At 69.6% G+C, this 19,917-nt stretch carries 19 protein-coding genes; 3 read left to right on the top strand and 16 right to left on the bottom strand.

Annotation, left to right across the window (positions count from 1 at the left end):
• The first annotated feature begins 85 nt into the window (after nucleotides 1-85).
• A complete protein-coding gene (locus ABEA07_RS08685) occupies nucleotides 86-1,066 on the top strand; it encodes a Bug family tripartite tricarboxylate transporter substrate binding protein (protein ID WP_345537219.1) in 981 nt (326 codons plus the stop codon).
• A gap of 7 nt (nucleotides 1,067-1,073) precedes the next feature.
• On the top strand, nucleotides 1,074-2,705 hold the full coding sequence (locus ABEA07_RS08680) for an FAD-dependent oxidoreductase (protein ID WP_345537218.1): 1,632 nt from the start codon (nucleotides 1,074-1,076) through the stop codon (nucleotides 2,703-2,705).
• Between the two features lie 182 nt (nucleotides 2,706-2,887).
• Here the strand turns inward: ABEA07_RS08680 and ABEA07_RS08675 are convergent, their stop codons facing one another.
• From ABEA07_RS08675 to ABEA07_RS08650, 6 genes are read right to left on the bottom strand one after another with little or no spacing between them, the layout of a single operon-like run.
• Nucleotides 2,888-3,751, bottom strand: coding sequence for an SDR family NAD(P)-dependent oxidoreductase (locus ABEA07_RS08675; RefSeq protein ID WP_345537217.1), 864 nt, complete (start codon nucleotides 3,749-3,751; stop codon nucleotides 2,888-2,890).
• Nucleotides 3,748-4,521, bottom strand: a complete 774-nt coding sequence (locus tag ABEA07_RS08670; RefSeq protein WP_345537216.1) for a branched-chain amino acid ABC transporter ATP-binding protein — start codon at nucleotides 4,519-4,521, stop codon at nucleotides 3,748-3,750. Before ABEA07_RS08670 ends, ABEA07_RS08675 begins: the two co-directional genes overlap by 4 nt.
• Complete coding sequence (locus ABEA07_RS08665; protein ID WP_345537215.1) at nucleotides 4,518-5,258, bottom strand: ABC transporter ATP-binding protein; 741 nt, start codon at nucleotides 5,256-5,258, stop codon at nucleotides 4,518-4,520. Before ABEA07_RS08665 ends, ABEA07_RS08670 begins: the two co-directional genes overlap by 4 nt.
• Entirely contained in the window at nucleotides 5,255-6,271 is a 1,017-nt protein-coding gene (locus tag ABEA07_RS08660; RefSeq protein WP_345537214.1) for a branched-chain amino acid ABC transporter permease, read from the bottom strand. The genes ABEA07_RS08665 and ABEA07_RS08660 overlap by 4 nt, the downstream gene beginning before the upstream one ends.
• Nucleotides 6,268-7,125, bottom strand: coding sequence for a branched-chain amino acid ABC transporter permease (locus ABEA07_RS08655; RefSeq protein WP_345537213.1), 858 nt, complete (start codon nucleotides 7,123-7,125; stop codon nucleotides 6,268-6,270). The genes ABEA07_RS08660 and ABEA07_RS08655 overlap by 4 nt, the downstream gene beginning before the upstream one ends.
• Nucleotides 7,126-7,135: 10 nt before the next feature.
• Complete coding sequence (locus ABEA07_RS08650) at nucleotides 7,136-8,335, bottom strand: ABC transporter substrate-binding protein (RefSeq protein WP_345537211.1); 1,200 nt, start codon at nucleotides 8,333-8,335, stop codon at nucleotides 7,136-7,138.
• 228 nt (nucleotides 8,336-8,563) lie between these two features.
• Between ABEA07_RS08650 and ABEA07_RS08645 the strand changes: the two genes are divergently transcribed.
• The gene (locus tag ABEA07_RS08645; protein ID WP_345537210.1) at nucleotides 8,564-9,295 is read left to right on the top strand and encodes a TetR-type transcription factor C-terminal domain-containing protein; all 732 of its coding nucleotides are present in this window, start codon (nucleotides 8,564-8,566) and stop codon (nucleotides 9,293-9,295) included.
• A gap of 12 nt (nucleotides 9,296-9,307) precedes the next feature.
• Here the strand turns inward: ABEA07_RS08645 and ABEA07_RS08640 are convergent, their stop codons facing one another.
• The 10 genes from ABEA07_RS08640 to ABEA07_RS08595 all read right to left on the bottom strand — a co-directional run bounded on the left by ABEA07_RS08640 (nucleotide 9,308) and on the right by ABEA07_RS08595 (nucleotide 19,914).
• Complete coding sequence (locus ABEA07_RS08640) at nucleotides 9,308-10,738, bottom strand: aldehyde dehydrogenase family protein (RefSeq protein ID WP_345537209.1); 1,431 nt, start codon at nucleotides 10,736-10,738, stop codon at nucleotides 9,308-9,310.
• A gap of 68 nt (nucleotides 10,739-10,806) precedes the next feature.
• Entirely contained in the window at nucleotides 10,807-11,496 is a 690-nt protein-coding gene (locus tag ABEA07_RS08635; protein WP_345537207.1) for an ABC transporter ATP-binding protein, read from the bottom strand.
• Nucleotides 11,480-12,244, bottom strand: a complete 765-nt coding sequence (locus tag ABEA07_RS08630) for an ABC transporter ATP-binding protein (protein ID WP_345537206.1) — start codon at nucleotides 12,242-12,244, stop codon at nucleotides 11,480-11,482. Before ABEA07_RS08630 ends, ABEA07_RS08635 begins: the two co-directional genes overlap by 17 nt.
• On the bottom strand, nucleotides 12,241-13,197 hold the full coding sequence (locus ABEA07_RS08625) for a branched-chain amino acid ABC transporter permease (RefSeq protein WP_345537205.1): 957 nt from the start codon (nucleotides 13,195-13,197) through the stop codon (nucleotides 12,241-12,243). Before ABEA07_RS08625 ends, ABEA07_RS08630 begins: the two co-directional genes overlap by 4 nt.
• Nucleotides 13,194-14,069 (bottom strand): branched-chain amino acid ABC transporter permease, encoded by an 876-nt coding sequence (locus tag ABEA07_RS08620; protein WP_345537203.1) that lies wholly within the window; start codon nucleotides 14,067-14,069, stop codon nucleotides 13,194-13,196. The genes ABEA07_RS08625 and ABEA07_RS08620 overlap by 4 nt, the downstream gene beginning before the upstream one ends.
• A 22-nt stretch (nucleotides 14,070-14,091) precedes the next feature.
• Nucleotides 14,092-15,348: an ABC transporter substrate-binding protein gene (locus ABEA07_RS08615; protein ID WP_345537202.1), complete on the bottom strand. Its 1,257-nt coding sequence runs from the start codon at nucleotides 15,346-15,348 to the stop codon at nucleotides 14,092-14,094.
• 61 nt (nucleotides 15,349-15,409) lie between these two features.
• Nucleotides 15,410-16,537 carry a CaiB/BaiF CoA transferase family protein gene (locus tag ABEA07_RS08610; RefSeq protein ID WP_345537200.1) on the bottom strand — a complete coding sequence of 376 codons (1,128 nt, stop codon included), beginning with the start codon at nucleotides 16,535-16,537 and terminating at the stop codon, nucleotides 15,410-15,412.
• Between the two features lie 26 nt (nucleotides 16,538-16,563).
• The gene (locus ABEA07_RS08605) at nucleotides 16,564-17,322 is read right to left on the bottom strand and encodes an SDR family NAD(P)-dependent oxidoreductase (protein WP_345537199.1); all 759 of its coding nucleotides are present in this window, start codon (nucleotides 17,320-17,322) and stop codon (nucleotides 16,564-16,566) included.
• A 28-nt stretch (nucleotides 17,323-17,350) separates the two neighbouring features.
• Complete coding sequence (locus ABEA07_RS08600) at nucleotides 17,351-18,337, bottom strand: aldo/keto reductase (protein WP_345537198.1); 987 nt, start codon at nucleotides 18,335-18,337, stop codon at nucleotides 17,351-17,353.
• The gene (locus ABEA07_RS08595) at nucleotides 18,334-19,914 is read right to left on the bottom strand and encodes an AMP-binding protein (RefSeq protein ID WP_345537197.1); all 1,581 of its coding nucleotides are present in this window, start codon (nucleotides 19,912-19,914) and stop codon (nucleotides 18,334-18,336) included. Before ABEA07_RS08595 ends, ABEA07_RS08600 begins: the two co-directional genes overlap by 4 nt.
• Nucleotides 19,915-19,917 lie beyond the last annotated feature (3 nt).

Raw genomic sequence — 19,917 nt, 5'->3', positions numbered from 1 at the left:
GCCCGCCTCGGTATTCCTAGCATCGCGGACATCACCAACGCCGAGGCGGCCATTCCCGCCTCGCTCACAACGAAAGAGACCTCCCATGCGTTCGACCCTCCGCCCCCTCTTCAAAGCGCTGCTCGCCGTCGGTGCCGGGCTGGCCATGAGTGCCGGCCAGGCCCAGACCTATCCCTCCAAGCCGGTGACCCTGGTGGTCGGCTTCGCGCCGGGTGGTTCGGCCGACATCCTGGCGCGCCTGGTGGCACAGAAGCTGGGCGACTCCCTGGGTCAACCTGTGGTGGTGGACAACAAGCCGGGCGCCGGTGCGACGATCGCCACCGCGGCGGTCGCATCTGCCAAGCCTGATGGCTACACGCTGCTGATGGTCACCAGTGGCCACGCCGGAAGCGCCGCCCTGTACCCCAAGCTGAGCTACGACACGATCCGGGGTTTCGAGCCGGTTGCCAAGGTCGGTGCTTCGCCCGTGCTGATCGTGGCGCCTGCCAGCGGCCCGTTCAAGCAGCTGAAGGACGTGATCGACACGGCGCGCAAGAACCCCGGCAAACTCAACTACGCCGCCGGCGGTGGCGGCGCCACCACCACCAGCCTGGCCGCCGAGTTCCTGAAGAACGAGGCGAAGATCGACATGGTGATGGTGCCGTACAAGGGCTCCGGGCCGGCGCTGACCGCGCTGTTGGCCGGCGAGGTGGACCTGGGCTTCGACATCCCCTCCAGCGCGTTGCCGCACGTCAGGTCCGGCAAGCTGGTGCCGCTGGCGGTGACGACGCGCTCACGCTCCAACGTGTTGCCGGACGTTCCCACGGTGGCGGAACAGGGCCTGAAGGGCTTCGAAGTCACGGGCTGGTTCGGCGTCCTCGCGCCCGCAGGCACGCCGCAGCCGATCGTCGCCCGGCTCAACAAGGACATCAACGCGCTGCTGACGGCGCCGGACACCCAGGCACGGCTGCAGGACCTGGGCGTGGAAGCGGCGCCCGGCACGCCGGCCGATTTCGGGAAGCTGATCGCCAGCGAGACCCAGCGCTATGGCGATGCCATCCGCAAGCTGGGCATCAGGGCAGAGTGATCCGGGAATGAGCACGAAAGAAAAGGCCACCGACATCGCCATCATCGGCGGTGGCCTGGGCGGCGTATCGGCCGCGCTGGCAGCCGCGCGCCTGGGCGCCAGCGTGGTGCTGGTCGAGGAGCTGGACTGGCTCGGCGGCCAGCTCACCTCCCAGGGTGTGCCGCCCGACGAGCATCCGTGGATCGAGCACCTGGCCGGGTCGCTGAGCTATGCGGCCTTTCGCGAGTCGATCCGGGCCTACTACCGCCGGCACCTGCCGCTCACCGACGAGGCGCGAATGCGCGTGCGGCTCAACCCCGGCCAGGGCAATGTCAGTTCGCTGTCCCACGAGCCGTGGGTGGCCGTCGAAGTCATCGATGAGATGCTGGCCCCTTTTGTCGCCTGCGGCCGCGTCATGGTGCTGCGCCGGCACCGGACGCTGCGCCTGGACCGCGTCGGCGACCACATCCGTGCCGCGCAGTTGCTCGACCTCGAAACCGGGGCGCGGATGACACTGAGCGCCAGGGTGTTCATCGACGCCACTGAAATCGGGGACCTGCTGGACATGGCGGACGTCGAGCATGTGCTGGGTGCGGAAGCCCAGGCTGAGACCGGCGAGTTGCATGCGCTACCGGAGGCCGATCCTCTGGATCAGCAGGCCATCACCTGGTGCCTGGCTGCCGACCATCTTCCCGGTGAAGACCACACCATCGACAAGCCCCGCGACTACGACCGGCTGCGCACGCTGCAGTTGCCCTGCTGGCCCGGTCCCCAACTGAGCTGGACGCTCAGCGACTTCGTGACCCACGAGCCCCGGGAGCGGCCCTTGTTCGTCGGTCCCACGGACACCGAATCGCTCTACGACCTGTGGCATGCGCGGCGCATCGCGTACCGGCAGAACTTCGCGCCGGGAAGCTACCCCAGCGACATCACGCTGGCCAACTGGCCGCAGATGGACTACTGGGAAAAGCCAGTGGTCGGCGTATCGCCCGAGGCGCAGGCACAGGCTCTTGCCGAGGCGCGCAACCTGAGCCTGGCCTTCTTCTACTGGATGCAGACGGAGGCGCCGCGTCACGATGGCGGCCAAGGCTATCCGGGCCTGCGGCTGCGCGGCGATGTGCTGGGCACCTCCGACGGCCTGGCCAAGCAGGCCTACTACCGCGAAGGCCGGCGGATGCGGGCCGAGTTCACGGTGCTGGAGCAGCACATCGGCGTGGCGGCGCGCCCGGGCGCGGGTGCAGCCGAGCGCTTCGAGGACAGCGTAGGGATCGGTGCCTACCGCATCGACCTGCATCCGAGCACGCGCGGACGCAATACGGTGGACATCGATGCCTACCCCTTCCAGATTCCGCTGGGGGCCCTGCTGCCGGTGCGCGTGGAGAACCTGCTGCCGGCCTGCAAGAACCTCGGCACCACGCGGATCACCAACGGCGCCTACCGCGAGCATGCGACCGAGTGGAGCATTGGCGAGGCCTCGGGCACCTTGGCCGCGTTCGCCCTGGCACGCAAGCTGCCGCTGCGTGCCGTGCGCTCGAACGCCGACTCCCTGAAGGACTTTCAACGCACGCTGGAGGGACAAGGTGTGCTGCTGTCCTGGCCCGGCTTCGGGGCGCTGACGCCCACGAAGCGGGTGGGGTACCAGTTCGCGCAGGGCAAGTAGCAGCCAGCGTCGCTCACGACCTGCCCGCCAGCGCCGCCAGCCGCCGCCCGGTTTCCTCCGACGCCAGCGACGCTTCGTAGGCCGCCCGGGGAAGCTCCTCGCTCTCCAGCGTCATGCCGGTGAGGAGATCTTCCGGGCAGTCGGGCTCCGGGCCGAGTGAAGCTGCAATGCGCTCAGGCGGATCAGGCCGGATGTGCCTGGGCCGGCTGCAACAAACCGCCCACCAGCGCGGACTGGCCGCCGTCGACCGGCAGCACCACGCCGGTGACGAAGCGGGCTTCGTCCGAATGGAGGTACAGGCTCGCCCATGCCGTGTCCCAGCCGGTCCCCATGCCGCCGGCCAACGGCACGAGCGCATCGCGCTGCGCGCGCAGCAGCGCGGGGTCGAGCGCGTGCACCCTGGACTTGTGGCCGATCGCCATCGGCGTATCCATGAGACCCGGGCTGACCGTGTTGACGCGCACGCCATGCCGCGCGTTGAGCAGCGCCAGTTCGCGCCCCAGGCCATTGAGCGCGGCCTTCGACAGCGCATACGCCAGCTGCCCCGTCGCGGCGACGGCCGCGACGGAAGAAATGTTCACGATGCTGCCCGCGCCCTGTTCCCGCATGGCCGGCAGGACCGCCTGGCAGGCGTTGACGCAGCCCGCGAGGTTCACCTTCATCACGCGCTCGAGCTCCTCGACCGTCGTCGATGAAGGCTCGGGCTCGCGGCTCAGAATGCCGACGTTGTTGTGCAGAAGATCGATGCGCCCCCAGCGCGTGAGGCATGCGTCGGCAAAGACCTCGCAGTCGCCGGGCCGCGTCCAGTCGCCGGCCAGGGCGTGCGCCTCGTGTCCCTCGGCACGCAGCAGTTCCGCGGTGGCCTGCGCCGCCGCCTCGCTGCGGTCCACCAGCAGCAGGCGAGCGCCCGCGCGCGCGAACAGCAGCGCCGCAGCGCGGCCGTTGCCGACCGTCGCTCCCGCCGATTCGCCGGCCGACTGGCCCGCGCCGACGACGATGCCCGCCTTGCCGGCCAGGCGCCCCCCGATGTGCTGGCCGGCACTCACAGCAACAGGTACTTTTCCACCAGCGCGGCGTCGCCGGCCAGGTCGGCCGCATCGCCGGACCAGACCACTTCCCCCGCGTCCATGACCAGGTACCGGGTGGCGACCTTGCGGGGCACGGCGAGGTTCTGCTCCACGAGCATCATCGCCACGCCCGAATCGCGGATGCGCTGCATGGCCTGGACGAAGACATCGACCATCACCGGGGCCAGGCCTTCCGTCGGCTCGTCGAGCAAGAGGACCTTCGGATTCGACAGCAGGCCGCGGGCAATGGTGAGCATCTGCTGCTCGCCGCCGGAGAGCGAGCCCGCCAGGGTGCCGTAGCGCTCGCCCAGGCGGGGAAACAGCCGGTCGATCACCGCCTCCTTCGTCCACTCGCCGCGCCCGTGCGCATAGGCGCCGAGCAGCAGGTTCTCGCGCACGGAGAGGGTCTTGAACACCTGGCGGTCGGCGGGGATGTAGGCCAGCCCGCGCCGGCTGAGCTCGAAGGATTCGGCATGCGTCGCGTCCTGTCCGCCCAGCAGGCGCCGCCCCGCCGTCATCGGTAGTTGCCCGGCGATGGCGCGCAGCAGGGTCGTCTTGCCGACGCCGTTGCGCCCCACGACGGCGAGCGCACCACCCGCCGCCAGCGCCAGCGACGCGCCCTGCACGATGTCGCCCGCGCCGTAGCCGGCGCGCAATCCCTCGATGCGCAGCACCTCGGCGCCCTCGGCGGCCGCTGCGGTGCCGCCAGGGTCGATGGCGCGGGTCGCGCTCGCTTCGAGTGTGTTCACGCATGTTCTCCCAGATAGGCGCGGCGCACGCCGGCGTCCGCGCGGACCTCTTCGGCCGTGCCGCGGGCGAGCACCTGGCCGCCCGCCAGCACCACGATGTCTTCGGCCAGCCGCATCAGGACGGACATGTTGTGCTCCACCATGACGACGGTGCGGCCACGTGCCAGTTCGCGGATGGCATCTTCGGTGGCGCCGATCGCCGAATGGCCGATGCCCGCGAAAGGCTCGTCGAGCAGCACGATCGGTGCGTCGCCGATGAAGGCGATGCCCAGGTCCAGCAGGCGTTGCCATCCGTGCGCGAGCGCCCCCACCCGCTCGTCGGCCATGTGCCGCATCCCCAGGCGGCCGAGCATCGCATCGGCGCCGGCGCACAGTCGGGCGTCGGCCATCGGATCGCGCCAGGCAGACTGCGTGGCGCTCTTCGCCTGCAGCGCCAGCACGAGCGATTCGCGCACGCCCAGTTCGTTGAACAGGCTGCTCGTCTGGAAGCTGCGCGCCAGGCCCTGGCGCGCGAACGCATGCCGGCTCGCGCGGTGCATCGGCCGCCCGTCGAGCTCGACCTCGCCGCTGGTGGGCTGCAGCGCACCGGACAGCACGTTGATCAGCGTCGTCTTGCCGGCGCCGTTGGGCCCGATCAAGCCGTAGAAGCGCGAGCGCTCGAAGCGCAGGCTCACGTCGGTCAGCGCGGCGAATGCGCCGAAGCGCATGCCGACATGACGGCATGCGAGCGCCGTCATGGCCGATTTCCCCCGGTCGCCGGAGAGGCCAGCGGCCCGTGCGCGCGGGGCTGGCGCCTGCGCGCCAGCCAGGCCGCGACCGCGGGAATCTGGCCGACCACGCCCTTCGGCATGAACAGCGTGACCGCGATGAACACCGCGCCGAGCAGGCCGTTCCAATGGATGGTCTGGTCGCTCAGGAAGTGCCGCAAGGTCTCGACCACCAGCGCACCGGCGACCGGCCCCAGCAGCGTGCCCGAGCCGCCGATCACCGCCACCATGAGGATGTCGCCGGACAGGCTCCACTGGAGCAGCTGCGGGCTGGCGTAGAACATCTTGGTGCCCAGGAGCGCACCGGCCAGCGCCGAGCCCGAGGCCGACAGCGCGAAGGCCACCACGCGCATCCGCCGCACGTGAAAGCCGAGCTGGGCCGCGCGCACCTCGTTGAGCCGGGCCGCGTTGAGCACGCGCCCGTAGGCCGAGCGCCGGAACACCGCCACCGCGAGCAGGACGGCGACGAAGATCACCGACGTCATCGCGTAGTACGCCAGGTCGGGCGCGAGCCCCGTCCAGGCCAGCGCCGGCTGCTTCAGGCCCGACAGCCCGTCCGCTCCGCCGGTCACCGGGCGCAGCCGCGTCGAGAACAGCACATACACCAGCTCGGCCATGCCCAGGGTGAACAGCCCGAAGTAGACCCCCGAGGACCGCATGCCGATCAAGCCCACCAGCAGTCCGTGCACCAGGCCGACCGCCATCGCACAGGCCAGCAGCAGCGCGAAGGGCCAGCCCGTGAGCTGGCCGACGATGGCCACCGTGTACGCGCCCACGCCGAAGAACGCGGCGTGCCCGAAGGACATCATGCCGGCCAGGCCGAAGCACAGGTCGAAGGCCAGCGCGAAGATCGCCCAGATCAGCACCGTGGTCAGGAAAAGCGTGAAGCCGCTGTGCCGAAGCAAGAATGGTGACAGGACCAGCAGGCCCACGAGCAGCAGGCCGGCACGCCCGGCGCGGTCGAGAAGCGCCCCGGCCGTCATGACAGCCTCGCCTGGTGCGCGAACAGGCCCTGCGGGCGCACGAGCAGCGTCGCCACCAGGATGCCGTAGATGCAGACCTGCACCCAGTCGCCGAAGTATTGCTCGCCGAAGGCACGGGTCATGCCGATCAGCAGCGACGCGGCGATGGCGCCGCGAATGCTGCCGAGCCCGCCGATGATGACCACCACGAAGCAGTCGAGGATGATGCGCATGCCCATGGACGGCTCGATCGGCAACAGCGGCGCGGAGATCACGCCCGCGAAAGCCGCCACGCCCGCCCCCACGGCCACCGCTGCGGTGCGCACGCGCTTCACGTTGATGCCCAGGCTGGCGAGCATCGCGTCGTTCTCCTGCGCCGCGCGAAGGATGGTGCCGGCCGCCGTGCGGTCCAGCGCCCAGAACAACGCGGCCGCGGCACAGACGCCGGCCCCGGTGCAGAACAGCCGGTAGTTCGAGAACGAGACGCCGGCGATGTCCGTCACCCCTCCCAGAACGGCGGGCTCGTCGAGCTTGAGGTAGGTCAGGCCCCAGCCGAAGCGCACCGCCTCTTCGATGACCAGCAGCACGCCCACCGTGAGCAGGAACTGGAGAAAGTGCGGCTGGCGGTAGATGCGCCGGAAGACCGCCCACTCGATCGCGGCGCCCAGCGCGGCCACGGCCAGGGGCGCCACCACCAGCGCCAGGAAGAAGCTGCCCGTCGCCTGCACGGTCTGGTAGCCGAGGTAGGCGCCCAGCATGTAGAGCGAACCGTGGGCCAGGTTGACGATGCCCAGCAGTCCGAAGATCAATGTCAGGCCGGCCGCGAGCAGGAACAGCAGGATGCCGATGCTCAGGCCCAGCAGGAGCGTGGCCATGGGTACGCCTCTACTTCACGCCGCCGCAGGGGCCGTAGAGCCGGGCCGCCGGGAACGTCTTGGCAAGTTTCATGAGCGGGTTCGAAGGGTTGGCCGGATTGGCCACCACCTCGGCCCACAGGCCATCGTGGATCGCCTGGTGGTCGCAGGCACGCATTTCCTCCGGGCCCTGCACCGACTCGGGACGCTTGCTCGTCTCGAAGGCTGCGATCCATCGTTCCCGATCCCAGCTCTTCGTGGCGTCGATGGTGTCGAGCAGCCAGGCGAATCCGTTGTAGGCGATGCCGGCGTAGACCGGTGGATCTTCCTTGAACTTGCGGTTGTAGGCGGCCACGAAGCGCCGGTTGCTCGCGTTGTCCACCTCCTTGCTGTAGCGCACGCCGGACTGAAGGCCGATGGCGGACGCGCCGAGCGCGGCGTTGGTCGTCTCGTCGTAGGCGGTGGGACCAAAGAGCTTGGACTTGTTGCGCAGGCCGACGGCCGTGGCCTGGCGCGTGAACGTGACGGAGTCGCCGCCGGTGAAGAAGCTGATCACGCCGTCGGGGGCGGATTTCATGATCTTGTCCACCGCCACCGAGAAATCGTTGGTGCCCAGCGGAAGGAACGATTCGCCGGCCACCGTCACGCCGGCGCGCTTGAGGTCGGCCTGGATGCCGGCCCAGGCGTCGCGTGCCGCACCGACGTCCGGGCCGATCGCATAAAGGGTCTTGAAGCCGGCCGCCTCGATATAGCCCATCGTCATGCGCATTTCCATGTTGTAGGGATTGGCCGTGCGGAACGTGTAGCGGCTGCGGTCGCTGCCGGTGATCCGATCGTCGGCCGAGCCGGTGACGATGTGCGGCACCTTGTTCTGCGCTGCCACGCTCATGAGCGCCAGCGAGACCGGGGAGCTGACGGAGCCGAAGATCACCTGCGCGCCGCCGGCGATGGCCTGCGTGGCCTTCTGCACGCCGACCTGCGGCTTGCTGTCGTCGTCGTTCCAGGTCAGCTCGAGCGGCTTGCCCAGCACCTTGCCGCCGCGCTCCTCCATGGCGATCTCCATGCCTCGGCGAATGCTCTGGCCATGGATGCCGTAGACGCCACTGAAGGGCACCACGACCGCGATCTTGAAGGTGTCCTGCGGCACGCCGTTGGTCGGCTGCGCGAACGCCAGCGCACCTCCCACGGCCCCCAGCACCAGGGCCGAAGCCCAGCGAATGGCTTGTCTCATGACTGTCTTGTCCTCGTGTGTGTGCGGCCCGAATCCCGGACCTGGCGCATGCCCCGCGCAACCGCGCAGAACGGCGCAATGGTGAACGCGCGTTCACGTTCAATCAACTAGGGTTTACATGGGTGACCCTGAATTGACATTGGTAGATCCTGGGTTTCTATTCGTGGGATGATTTGGCGGCAGGCGCAACCGCCTTGCACCACCACGCAACCAGAAGGAAAGCAGCCTATGCGCCACGAGGCGAACACGGCCGAACGATGGGGAAGCGCCCTGCTGCCCAGCCCCGACGAGCAGCGGCTGGCCAAGCGCCAGGCGCTCATGCGACAGGCCGCCATGGCGTTTCGCGAGCGCGGCTTCTACGCGACGTCGATGGAGCACATCGCCACCGCCCTGGGCGTCACCAAGGGCGCGCTCTACCGCTACATCAGCAACAAGCAGGAGATCCTGTTCGAGTGCTTCCTGTCGTCCAGCCGGATCGGCGACGCCGCGCTCGAGGTGGCGGCGAGCACGCAGGGTTCGGGCCTGCGCAAGCTGTCAGCCTTCATCGTCCACTTCGTCACCCACTACCTCGAACACAACACGGCAGGCGGTGCGATGGTGGACATCGACGCGCTGTTTCCCGAGCAGCGCCAGCAGATCATTGCCGGCCGCGACCGCGTCGACCGCGAGCTGCGCCGCTATGTGATGCAGGGCATCGAGGACGGCAGCATCGTCACCCGCGACCACAAGCTGGCCGAGCTGACGCTGATGGGCAGCATCAACTGGATCCCGAGCTGGTACACGCCCGGAGGCCGGTGGACGCCGCGCGACGTGGCGGAAGCGGTGGCGGAGATCTTCGTGCGGGGGTTGCAGGCGTCCTCGGCGCCGGCAGTCACTTCCCCGGCCACGCCATCGGCGGAGGCGGGGAAGAAAGCAAGGACACCGAAGCCCCCGAAGAGAGCGCCGAAGACGGCGCACTAGCTAGCGCCTGGCTCAGGCCGGCATCGCGGTGTCGCGCAGTTGCATGGCCTTCACTTCCATGAACTCCTCCAGCCCCTCGACGCCGAGCTCGCGGCCATTGCCGGACTGCTTGTAGCCCCCGAAGGGCGCGGACGGGTTGTAGCTCCCGCCGTTGATGTCGACCTGCCCGGCGCGCAGGCGGCGGCCGACCGCGCGCGCACGCGCCTCGTCGCCCCAGACGGCGGCCGCCAGGCCATAGATGGTGCCGTTGGCGATCTGCACGGCCTCGTCTTCGCTGTCGTAGGGAATGATGCAAAGCACCGGCCCGAAGATCTCCTCCTGGGCGATGGCCGACGCGGGGTCCACCGCCCCGAAGATGGTGGGCTGCACGAAGAAGCCGCGCTCGGCGGGCCGGCCCGCGCCGCCCGCCACCAGCCGCGCGCCCGATGCCTCGCCGCGGCGGATGTAGTCGGTCACCCGGTCGCGCTGCGTCGCGGTGGTGAGCGGGCCGAGGCGGCTCTTCTCGTCCATCGGATCGCCCGGGGTGAAGGCGCGCGCCACGCCGGCGGCCAGCTCGCAGGCTTCGTCGTGGCGCGATCGCGGCACCAGCATGCGGGTCAGCGCGGTGCAGGTCTGGCCCGCGTTGAGGAAGCACACATTGACGGTGGTCTTGACCGCAGCCGGCAGGTCGGCGTCGTCCAGGATGACGGACGCCGACTTGCCGCCCAGCTCGAGCGCCACGCGCTTGACGGTGCGGGCCGCGATCTCCGAGATGCGGCGCCCCGCCGCCGTGGACCCGGTGAACGACACCATGTCCACCTCGGCATGCGCGACCAGCGGCTCGCCCACCGCCGCGCCCGTGCCGGTGATCAGGTTGAACACCCCGGGCGGAAAGCCCGCGGCCTCGATTTCCTCGGCCAGCACGAAGGCGCTGAGCGGCGCGATCTCGGAAGGCTTGAGCACCACCGTGCAGCCCGCGGCCAGCGCCGGCGCGACCTTGCTCATGGCCTGGTGCAGCGGGTAGTTCCACGGCGTGATGCAGGCGACGACGCCGATGGCCTCGCGCACCACCAGCGAATGGCCGACGCGGCGCTCGAACGCGAAGTCCTGCAGCATCCGCACGGTCAGTTCCAGCGTGGTGAGCGGCAGTCCGAGCTGCAGCCGCTGGCTCATGCGCACCGGCATCCCGGTCTCGGACGTGATGAGCGCGGCGATTTCCGGCCCGCGCGCGGCCAGCCGTCGATGCAGTTCGGCCAGCAGCGCGCCGCGTTCCGCGGCGGGCATGCCGCTCCACAGCGGAAACGCTGCGCGCGCGGCCTGAACGGCGGCATCCGCCTCCTCCGCGCCGCAGGCGGGCACACGGCCGATGCGCGCCTCGGTGTAGGGATTGACGATGTCGATGGCACCGGCGCTGGCCGGCGCCTGCCAGCGGCCGTCGATGAAGATGAGGTGTTTGTCGTGCATGGAAGTGTCCTCGCGGTTGTCGTGGGTGTCGTGAAACTGGAATGGCGTCCTGCCGCGCACACCGGCGCTCACAGCGTGAACAGCTGCCGCAGGCGGGCGGCGTCGGCGCGCGCGTCATCGCCGGAGCAGGCGTGGACGACGCGGCCGAGGTTCATGACGCAGATGTCGTCGGCGATGGACAGCGCGAAGCGGAGGTCCTGCGCGGCGACCAGCATGGTCTGGCCCTCGCGCTTGAGCTGCGCCATCACGGACTCGAGCGTCTGCACCATGACCGGCGCCAGGCCCTCGGTCGGCTCGTCGATGAGCAGCACCGCTGGACCGCCGGCCAGCGTTCGCGCGACCGTGAGCATCTGCTGCTGGCCCCCGCTCAAGAGGCCGGCCGGGCGCTTGCGAAACTCGCGCAGCGCGGGAAAGATTCCGTAGAGGCGCTCACGCGTCCAAGGGCTGCCGGCACGCTCCCCGACTTCGATGTTGTCCTGGACGCTCAGGTCCACGAAGATGCGCCGCTCCTCCGGCACGTACCCCAGGCCCAGCCGCGCGACGTGCCAGGGGGGCAGGCCGTCGATGCGCCGCCCTTCGAAGGCGACCGTGCCGGAATGCGCGGGCAACAGGCCCATCAGCGTCTTGAGCAGCGTCGACTTGCCCGCGCCGTTGCGGCCGAGCAGGCTCAACACGCGTCCGGCGCGCAGCTCCAGGCTCACATCGAAGAGCACGTGCGCGACGCCATAGCGTGCATTCAGGTCATGGCAGCTCAGCATGCGCCTCCCCGCCCAGGTAGACCTCCTGCACGCGCGCATCCGAGCGGACCGCCCGGGGCGCACCCTCGGCCAGCTTGCGGCCCTGATGCAGCACCGTGACGCGCTGCGCGGTGCCGAAGACCATCTCGATATCGTGCTCGGTGAAGAGCACCGTCATGCCCAGCTCGCGGTTGAGCCTGAGGATGGTCTCGGTCACCATGGCGCGCTCCGACGGGCTCATGCCGGCGGTCGGTTCATCGAGCAGCAGCAAGGCCGGCTGCGAGGCCAGCGAGATGGCGAATTCCAGCCTCTTGCGGTCGCCCGCGGCCAGTTCACCCGCGACGCGGGCGCGATCCGGCAGCAGATTCGATGTCTCCAGCAGCCGCTCGGTTTCCTCGCGCAAGGTGGGCGCGGCCGGACGCAGCCAGTGGCCGCAATGGCCGGCATGCGCCATGAGCGCGATCTGCACGTTCTGGTAGACCGTGTAGCCCGGAAAGATGCTGGTGATCTGGAACGATCGGGCCACGCCGCGCCGCACGACCTCATGGGGCGCCAGGCCCACGAGCGAATCGCCGCGAAGGCGGATCTGCCCCTCGGACGGGCGCAGCTGTCCGGCGAGTACGTTGATGAAGGTGCTCTTGCCCGCACCGTTGGGGCCGATCAGCCCATGGATGGCGCCCTGGGTGACATCCAGGTCGACGCCGTCCAGGGCGCAGAAGCCGGCGAAGCGCTTGACGATGCCGCGCGCCGAAAGAAGGGTTTCGTTCATGGCCATTTCACTCGGGAGCCGGGCGTCGACTTCACGCCGCGCCGGACGCGCCACGTGGCCAGGGCACCCAGGATGCCGCCGGGCAGGAACAGCACGATGGCCAGCACCAGCGTGCCGAAAACCATGAGCGGGTACTCGAAATGGCTGGTGATGGCGAAGTTCGTGAACACGAACAGCGCCGCACCCGCCACCGGGCCGAAGAAGACGCCGGTGCCGCCGGCCAGCGCGATCAGCACCGGCTCGGCCGATTGGCTCCAGTGCAGCAGCGACGGAAAGGCCATCTGCTGCAGCGGCGCGCGCAGCGCGCCGGCGACGCCCGCAAAGGCGCCTGCGATGGCGAAGAGCCGCAACTCGAGCGCGCGCACGTTCAGCCCCAGGCAGGCCGCCCGCTGCCGGTTCTCGCGGATCGCCCCGAGCGCCATTCCGAAGGGCGACCGGGCGATGCGCCACATCAGGAAGAGGCACACGGCGACCACGCCGAGGCAGAAGTAGAAATAGGGCGTTGCGGGCAGCATCCAATCCGGCACGCGGACCGGCAGCCCGTCGTCGCCACCGGTGAAGCCGTACCAGCCGAGGACGAGCGTGTAGAGCAACTGCCCGAAAGCCAAGGTGAGCATGGCGAAGTACATGCCCACGGCGCGGACGCAGAACCAGCCGACCAGCCAGGCGCCCAGGCCGGCCACCACGGGCGCCGCCAGCATGCCGCACCAGATCGGCCAGCCCAGCCGCGTGGTCGCAATGGCCACCGCGTAGGCGCCCAGGCCATACCAGGTCGCATGCCCGAAGGACAGCAGCCCGCCCTGGCCGAGCAGCAGGTTGAAGCTCATGGCCAGCAACACCATCACCAGGAAATCGATGGTGAGGAACAGCCGGCTCTCCCCCAGCACCAGCGGGAGGCAGGCCGTTGCCGCCAGCATCGCCAGCGGCCAGGCGAGCGGCCGGGCGGCGTTCATGCCGACCTCCCGAGCAGGCCCTGCGGCCGCACGACCAGCACCACGCAGAGCGCGAGGAACACGAAGGCGATCGCCAGCTTGGGCGCGAACAGGATGCCGATGGACTTGGCGATGCCCGTGAACAGGGCGCCGAGCAGCGCACCGGCCACGCTGCCTACCCCGCCGATGATGACCACCGCGAACGACTCGATGACGATGGCGCTGTCCATGCCGGGGGAGATCGAGCCGATGGGCGCGGCCAGCACGCCGCCGAGGCCCGCGAGCCATGCGCCGAGGGCGAACACGCGCACGTTCAGCCGCGGAACATCCACCCCCAGCGCGCCCAGCATCTCGCCGTCGGCCACCGAGGCCCGCACCACCTTGCCGAAGCGCGTGCGCGCCAGCAGCAGGCCCAGGGCTGCTGCAGCGGCCAGGCCCACGCCGACGGGCAGCAGGTAGTACGCGGGGAATGGCGCGCCGAACACGTCGATGGCGCCGCCCAGGCCTTCCGGGCGAGGCACCGTGTGGTTGTCGCGGCCCCACACCAGCTTCACCGTGTCGGCGAGGATCAGCGTCACCGCATAGGTGAGGATGAGCTGGTACTGGTGCGGCCGGCCTGCAATGCGCCGCAGCAGGTAGCGCTGGATGGCCGCGCCCAGCAACGCCACCGCCAGCGGTGCCAGCAGCAGCGCGAGCCAGAAGCCGAAGGGCTGGCCGGAGAACAGCCGCGTCACGCTGAAGGCCAGGTAGGCCCCCAGCATGTAGAACGAACCGTGCGCGAAGTTGGCCACGCGCAGGGTGCCGAAGATGAGGGTGAGGCCCGAGGCGACGAGAAACAGCACCATGCCGCTTCCCGCTCCGCTCAAGGCCTGCACGGCGATGTCGTCGACCATGGCGCTTGCGGCGGTGCCGGCGTCACTTCGCCTCGCGCAACCGGGCGACCTCGTCCGCGCTCGGCCAGATCGCCTCGGCCGGGATGCGCTGCACCGCCTTCATCTGACGGAAGGGCGTCTCCTTGTCGGCCACGGTCGTGCCGATGAAAGACGGCACGTTGCCGAGGTGGTCGAGCGCGCGCAGGCTGATCGTTCCGCGCAGGCCTTCGTAGCGGACCTGCTCCAGCGCCTTGACGATGGCATCGGATTCGGTCGACCCGGCCGCCTGGATGCCCGCGGCGAGCAGTTGCATACCCTCGTAGCCCATGAACGCCCAGTCCGTGGGCCAATCGTTGAAGCGGGCACGGTAGTCGGCGGTGAACTTGCGCGCCTTGTCGCTCGTCAGCGCGAAGAACGGGGCGCGCATCTGGCCGATGACGCCCTCCGGCAGGTCGGCGCCCAGTGCCTTGATGTCGTCCAGGTAGGTCAGGCTGGCGAAGGTGCTCTTGTCGAACACGCCGTAGGGCTTGGCCTGTTTCACGAATCCGACCAGGTCCGCCCCCCAGAGATAGGAATACACCAGGTCGGGCTTGGCCGACATGAGTCGCGTGATGTAGCTGCTGTAGTCCTGCTCGCCGAGCTTGGGCCAGGCCTGCGCAACGATCTGGGCCTCGGGATGGACCTTGGCCAGGCGGTCACGGAAGAACTTGAGGTTCTGATGCGCGGCCTCGTAGTCGCCGCCGATGAAGGCGATGCGCTTGAAGCGCGGCCCGACCGCTTCGGCCATTGCGCGCGCTTCCATCAGTCCCGACGGCACGATGCTGAAGACATAGGAATGGAACTGCTCCGTCGTGATGCGCGGCGAGTTCGGGATGGTCATCATCACCACCTTGCGGTACTGGCGTGCCATGGCGGACACGGTGATGCCCACCGCGCTGCCGGCCGGGCCGATGAGGACGTCGACCTTCTCGCCCGTGATGAGGTCGCGCGTGTGCGACGTGCCGAGGTCGGGCTTGAGCTGGGAGTCGCGCGTGATCAGTTCGACCTTGCGGTTGAGCACGCCGCCCGACTTGTTCAGCTCGTCGATGGCCATCTGGACGCCGTTGATCTGCGAGCGGGCGAAGGCCGCCGCCACGCCGGTCGAATCGGTGGTGAGGCCGACCTTGATGGGCTGCTGCGCCGATGCGCGCATCGGGCTCGACCCGAGGGCGAGCGCGATCGCGGCGCCGGCGAATACCGCCAGCAAGCGGCAAGGGCGTCGAAGCAGACGTGCGTGTCCGAGATCTGGCTGGGTGCTCATGGTTGTCTCCAATCGTGGGTTGTGATGCGCCCCGCCTGCGAATCGGGCGCGCGGCTGCGATTCAGGCCGTCCCCGTCCCGGCCTGCGCCAAGTGCAGCGCCAGCTCCGCGAGGATCTCCTGCGTGTGCTCGCCCGGTCGAGGCGGGCGCTGCCCCACGGCACCCGGCGTCCGGCTCAGCCGCGGTGCCGGCGCCGGCTGCAGCATGCCGAACCGCTCCGTGAGGACTGCGCGTTGAGACACCTGGGGGTGCGCGGCGACCTCGCCGAGCGCCAGCACCGGCGACACGCAGGCGTCCAGGCCTTCGAAGTGCCGGACCCACTCGTCGCGGCTTCGCAGGGCGACGCGGTCTGCGATGGCCGCACGGAGGAGGGGCCAGCCGGCCTTGGCATCGCGCGGCGGCAGTTGCGCGGCATCGAGTTCCAGGCCGCGCAGGAAGGCGAGCCAGAAGCGGTCCTCGATCGCGCCGACGGCGAGGTAGTTGCCGCAACGTGCGCGGTAGCTGTCGTACCAGGGCGCGCCGCCGTCGATCAGGTTGTCGCCGCGCGCGTCGCTCCAGCGACCGTCGGCGCGCAGGCCCCAGAGAAAAGTCATCAGCGCGCTGGCACCGTCGATCATGGCGGCGTCCACCACCTGGCCCTGGCCGGTGCGCTGCGCATGCACCAGGGCCAAGGCGATACCCAGCGCCAGGCAGGCGCCGCCCCCGCCGAAATCGCCGATCAGGTTGAGCGGCGGGACGGGCGCCTCGCCCGGGCGGCCGATGGCGCCCAGCGCGCCGGTGATCGCCAGGTAGTTGATGTCATGCCCCGCCTGCTGAGCGAGCGGTCCCGACTGGCCCCACCCCGTCATGCGCCCGTACACCAGGCGCGGATTGCGCGCCAGGCATTCGGCCGGCCCGAGGCCGAGGCGCTCCATCACGCCGGGCCGGAATCCCTCGACCAGGACGTCCGCGCGGTCGATCAGCTGGCGCGCCGTGTCACTGTCCTGCTGCGCTTTCAGATCGAGCACGATCGAGCGCTTGCCGCGGTTCAGGATGTCCCGCTCCGGCGCGACCGGGATTCCCAGGCCGCCCGCGTCGGCCCGATCGATGCGAACGACCTCGGCGCCGAAGTCGGCCAGCACCATCGCGCAGTAGGGCGCAGGCCCGATGCCGGCCATCTCGACGACGCGCATGCCATGAAGCGGACCCATGACGACAAATCCTCTCGCGCCGCGCGTCAGTGCATCACCGTGCCGCCGTCGACCGACAGGGTCTGCCCCGTGACGAAGCAGCTGGCGTCCGAAACCAGGTAGAGGATGGTGCCCGCGAGGTCGGCCGGCACGAGGTTGCGCTGAATCGCCTGGCTGCCTTTGATCGCGTCGAGCGCCTTCTCCACTTTGCCCGCGAAGAAGGCCTGCGTCCCCTCCGTCATCACCGCGGCCGGGGCGACCGCATTGACCCGGATCAGGTCCTTGCCCAGTTCCCGTGCCATGCCGCGGGTCATGCCGATCACGGCCGCCTTGGACGTGGTGTAGTGCAGGCGGAAGGGCATGCCGTAGGTGGCCGCCAGCGAGGTGATGTTGACGATGCTGCCGCCGCCGGCCTCGCGCATCGCAGGCACCACCGCCTTGCTGGCGTTCCAGATGCCCTTGACGTTGACGGTCATCGCCGCGTCCCATTCCGACTCGGGAATCTGCTCGAACTTGCTGCTCTTGAGCTGGCCATAGAGCGCCGCGTTGTTGATCAGGCCGTCGATGCGGCCGAAGCGCTCGATGGCCTGCCCCGCCATCGCCTGCGTGGACGCGGCATCGGCGACGTCCACCTTCAGCGCCAGCACCTGGCCTCCGGCCGCCTCGACGCGCTGGACCGTCTCCGTGCAATCGCTCACGTCGCAGGCGACGATCGATGCGCCTTCGGTGGCGAGCGCCACCGCATATTCCTGGCCGATGCCGCGGGCGGCGCCCGTGACGACGATGGTCTTTCCTTGCAGCTTCATATTCGTTTCTCCAGTGGTTCAAAGGACTTCAGCCGTCCAGGCCCTTCATGCCTTCCGGGCTGTAGCGTTCGCCTTGGGCGATGCCCGGCGGCAGCGCGTCGTCGAGGGTGGCGAGGTCTCGGGCGTCCAGCGAGACCGATGCCGCGGCCAGGTTCTCGTCGAGCCAGCGGATGCGCTTGGTCCCTGGGATCGGGATCACGTCGTCGCCCTGGGCCAGCAGCCATGCCAGCGCGAGCTGGGCGGGCGTGCAGCCTTTGCGGCTGGCCATCTGCTCCAGCACCTCGACGATGCGCAGGTTCTGCTGCAGCGCTGCATCGTCGAAGCGCGGGTTGTGGCGCCGGAAGTCCTTGGCGTCGAGCGCGTCGGAAGACTTCAGCTTGCCGGTGAGAAAGCCCCGGCCGAGCGGGCTGTAGGCGCAGAAGGCGGCTCCCACGTCGCGGCATGCCTGGAGGACGCCGTGCTCGGGGTCGCGTGTCCACAGCGAATACTCGCTCTGCACCGCGGCGATCGGATGGACGGCGGCGGCACGGCGCAGCGTCGCGGCCGACACTTCCGAGAGCCCGATGGCCTTCACCTTCCCCGTACGCACGAGGTCCGCCATCGCACCCACGGAGTCTTCCACGGGCGTATCGGCGCTGACACGGTGCATGTAGTACAGGTCGATGCAGTCGATGCCCAGGCGGCGCAGCGACGCTTCGCACGCTTGCCGGACATAGGACGGCGTGTTGTCCACGCGCCGCTCGTAGGCGCCGGGCTTGCGCACCAGGCCGAACTTGGTGGCCACGACGACGTGCTCGCGGCGCCCCTGCAGGAACCGGCCCAGGAGCTCCTCGTTGTGGCCGAAGCCATAGGCGTCCGCCGTGTCGAACAGGGTGACGCCCTGGTCGAGCGCATGCGCCATCACTTCCAGCGACTGCGCGTCGTCGGTGGCGCCATAGAACTCGGACATGCCCATGCAGCCGAGCCCGAGACGGCCCACGCAAAGTCCGCTCGCGCCGACGGGGACGCGCTTCACGGCGCCTCCCCCGGGCGAAGGGCATCGTGGAGGCCGGCGGCCAGTTGCTCGCGCAGCGCGGTCTTGAGGACCTTGCCATAGTTGCTCTTGGGCAGGCCCTCCACGAAGAAGTACGCCTTGGGACGCTTGAACCGCGCGATGTTCGCGAGGCAGAGCGCGTCCAGCTCGTCCGCCTGCACGCGCTGGCCCGCATGCGCAACGACGAAGGCCACCACCTCCTCGCCCCAGTCGTGGTGCGGGCGGCCGACCACGGAACATTCCAGCACGCGCGGATCCATCATCAGGACCTCTTCGATTTCGCGGGGATAGATGTTGCTCCCGCCGCTGATGATCATGTCCTTGCTGCGATCCTTCAGCGTGATGAAGCCGTCTTCGTCGGCGAAGCCCACGTCGCCGGTGTGCAGCCATCCGCCGCGCAGCGCCCTGGCCGTCGCCTCGGGGTCCTTCCAGTAGCCGAGCATGGTGACTTCGCTTCGGAACAGCACCTCGCCGAGCTCGCCGACCGGAACGTCGACGTCGTGCTCGTCCACCACCCGCACCGAGACGCCGGTGCGCGCGATCCCCGTGCTTGCCAGGCGGCGTTCGTACTTCGGATTTCCGTAGTCGACATGCAGCGCCTTGGCCAGCCCCACGCCCGTCATCGGCGACTCGCCCTGCCCGAAGATCTGGTACAGACGAGGGCCGAAGCGCTCGATGGCGCGCTTCAGGTCCTCCACGTACATCGGCGCGCCGCCGTAGTAGATCGTGTCGATGGCCGAGACGCGCGCGGTGGCCGCACGCGGGTGGTTGGTCATCCGCGTGAGCATGGTGGGCGCTGCGAAGAAGGTGGCCTTGTCGTACACCTCCAGCAGATCGAAGATCTCGTCGACGTCGAAGCCACGGCTCGCAGGAATCACCTGGTGCGAGCCCTTCATGAGATGCGGCAGCCCATACAGGCCGCCGCCGTGGGACAGCGGCGCCGCGTGGAAATAGCAGTGCGTCTCGTCCACCGCGGCGATGTCGGCGTAGTACCGCAGCGCCATCGCCAGCAGGTTGCGGTGGGACAGCGTGGCGCCCTTGGGCCGGCCCGTGGTACCGCTGGTGTAGAACAGCCAGGCCGGGTCGTTCTCCAGCGTGGCCGCCATCGGCAGCGGGGGGCCTTCGACCAGGATCTCGTACGCGGGCTCGTCCACGCAGACCACGCGGGCCAGCGCTGGCAGCTCGGCCTGCAGCTGCGCCACGCCCTCCCTCAGGTCTTCCGACACGAAGCATAGGCGCGACGCCGTGTGGCCCAGGATGTAGGCCATCTCGCGCGGGTGCAGCTTGGCGTTCATCGGCACCGCCACCAGCCCTGCATGCCAGCAGGCGAGCAGGATCTCGAAGTACTGGGGTGAGTTGCGCATGGCCAGTGCAACGCGTTCCCCCGGCTCGAGGCCCAGGCTGCCGACGAAGGCGCCCGCCAGCGCGGCGACGCGGCGGCTGAGGCCGGCGTAGTCGCAGAAGAGCGTCCGGTCCACCGAGACCGCCGGACGGTCGCCATGAACGGCCGCGACCGCCGGGAGGAAGGCGGCGACGTTGAGCTGGATCGGCACGGTCATGGC

It is taken from the genome of Variovorax defluvii, assembly GCF_039541515.1.
Lineage (GTDB): Bacteria > Pseudomonadota > Gammaproteobacteria > Burkholderiales > Burkholderiaceae_C > Variovorax > Variovorax defluvii.
This window is presented reverse-complemented; position numbering and strand designations above follow the sequence as displayed.

Bases quoted from the DNA above. Each gene is read 5' to 3' on its own strand.
- ABEA07_RS08685 (WP_345537219.1), top strand. From the start codon at position 86: ATGCGTTCGACCCTCCGCCCCCTCTTCAAAGCGCTGCTCGCCGTCGGT.
- ABEA07_RS08680 (WP_345537218.1), top strand. From the start codon at position 1,074: ATGAGCACGAAAGAAAAGGCCACCGACATCGCCATCATCGGCGGTGGC.
- ABEA07_RS08665 (WP_345537215.1), bottom strand. From the start codon at position 5,258: ATGACGGCGCTCGCATGCCGTCATGTCGGCATGCGCTTCGGCGCATTC.
- ABEA07_RS08660 (WP_345537214.1), bottom strand. From the start codon at position 6,271: ATGACGGCCGGGGCGCTTCTCGACCGCGCCGGGCGTGCCGGCCTGCTG.
- ABEA07_RS08655 (WP_345537213.1), bottom strand. From the start codon at position 7,125: ATGGCCACGCTCCTGCTGGGCCTGAGCATCGGCATCCTGCTGTTCCTG.
- ABEA07_RS08650 (WP_345537211.1), bottom strand. From the start codon at position 8,335: ATGAGACAAGCCATTCGCTGGGCTTCGGCCCTGGTGCTGGGGGCCGTG.
- ABEA07_RS08645 (WP_345537210.1), top strand. From the start codon at position 8,564: ATGCGCCACGAGGCGAACACGGCCGAACGATGGGGAAGCGCCCTGCTG.
- ABEA07_RS08640 (WP_345537209.1), bottom strand. From the start codon at position 10,738: ATGCACGACAAACACCTCATCTTCATCGACGGCCGCTGGCAGGCGCCG.
- ABEA07_RS08635 (WP_345537207.1), bottom strand. From the start codon at position 11,496: ATGCTGAGCTGCCATGACCTGAATGCACGCTATGGCGTCGCGCACGTG.
- ABEA07_RS08630 (WP_345537206.1), bottom strand. From the start codon at position 12,244: ATGAACGAAACCCTTCTTTCGGCGCGCGGCATCGTCAAGCGCTTCGCC.
- ABEA07_RS08625 (WP_345537205.1), bottom strand. From the start codon at position 13,197: ATGAACGCCGCCCGGCCGCTCGCCTGGCCGCTGGCGATGCTGGCGGCA.
- ABEA07_RS08620 (WP_345537203.1), bottom strand. From the start codon at position 14,069: ATGGTCGACGACATCGCCGTGCAGGCCTTGAGCGGAGCGGGAAGCGGC.
- ABEA07_RS08615 (WP_345537202.1), bottom strand. From the start codon at position 15,348: ATGAGCACCCAGCCAGATCTCGGACACGCACGTCTGCTTCGACGCCCT.
- ABEA07_RS08610 (WP_345537200.1), bottom strand. From the start codon at position 16,537: ATGGGTCCGCTTCATGGCATGCGCGTCGTCGAGATGGCCGGCATCGGG.
- ABEA07_RS08605 (WP_345537199.1), bottom strand. From the start codon at position 17,322: ATGAAGCTGCAAGGAAAGACCATCGTCGTCACGGGCGCCGCCCGCGGC.
- ABEA07_RS08595 (WP_345537197.1), bottom strand. From the start codon at position 19,914: ATGACCGTGCCGATCCAGCTCAACGTCGCCGCCTTCCTCCCGGCGGTC.